Source organism: Bartonella sp. CR84HXZ (assembly GCF_042194535.1).
Classification (GTDB): Bacteria; Pseudomonadota; Alphaproteobacteria; order Rhizobiales; family Rhizobiaceae; genus Bartonella; species Bartonella grahamii.
Window position 1 is genome coordinate 1 of sequence record NZ_JBHIMY010000089.1, and the last position, 1,153, is coordinate 1,153.

1 protein-coding gene is annotated in these 1,153 nt (G+C 44.8%); it reads right to left on the reverse strand.

Annotated features, from left to right (window positions below):
- The coding region (locus ACFIKD_RS09490) for a ShlB/FhaC/HecB family hemolysin secretion/activation protein (protein ID WP_375647912.1) at window positions 1-1,153 on the reverse strand (1,153 nt) is incomplete at both ends.

Below are 1,153 nucleotides of genomic sequence, written 5' to 3' on the forward strand. Positions count from 1 at the left end.
ATTTCCCTTTTCTCGCACTGTCGATTGGGTTAAAATATTCGAATAAGACACATCAACATCCGTAATGTCTCCGGTTGCATGGAAACCAAGAGTTGCCCCAACGAGGCTCCCGCCAAAGCTGTTTTTGCTTACATCATTGGCCACGGCTCCCAGATCAAGCGCCATATAAGGGGAGAATTGGCTCATAAAATTACGCCCCATGTTCGAAGAAAAACCTGGCAACAACAGCGACAATTCATTGCGCCAAAACGCCCCATTATTGCCGTAATAAATCGCCTCACGCACTCCGCGCACAGAGGAACTGCCACCAAGCGATATTTGCTCTGAACTAAACAACGTGTCGGGTGATAATTGTCCTGAAAACAGTGTGTTATAGCGAAAGTTATACTGGTGAAGCGAAAAAGGACGCACGTAGCCTAGAGAAAAAGACAATTTGGAAAATTGCCCTTTGGGTGAATTTTTTGTTGCATTCTCTTGCTCTTTATCATCATAAGCGCCAAGAATTGCCAAACCTTTATGAAACCCTATATGCGCGCTTAATTCTCCTCCAAGCCACTTGCGCGAATGATCAAGCTCAAAGGTTGCAATAGCCAATTTACGGCTGGAAACATCAACCCGACTGCCCATAATAAAATTATCAGAATATTTCCATGTCAACCGTCCCGTAAGCCAGGTCTTGCCCTCTTGATCACGGTCGATAACCCGTGAAATCCATGGCGTCAGCGATAAAGACTTACCCGCAGTCATAATATCGGAAAATATTCCCTTAACACTTGAATGATATTGGCTCCACGTCCCATCAAAACCTGTTGTCCAAGTGCCATAGGGAAGAGAAAATGATCCCGTTAGAGTATCACTATTGGGACGCTTGTGAGAAAAATGATACGGACCACCATCCATGGAGCGCTGATAGCTAAACGACCATTGATCATTGATCCCTAACAGATCATCAAAAGAAAGGCTCAAGCGCGTTTGATAAAGCCCTGTTGCTTTAGCGCCAAGATTATCGCTGGAAAGCGTAATAAGCCAAGGTTTCTGTTTTTCAATATGAACATCGAGTATCGAACCACCCGAATTGCTCCCCGCACCAAGATTAATGGTAGCTTGGCGTGAGAAAAGCCGATTGATTTGATCAAGCCCTTGCTCTATCTGG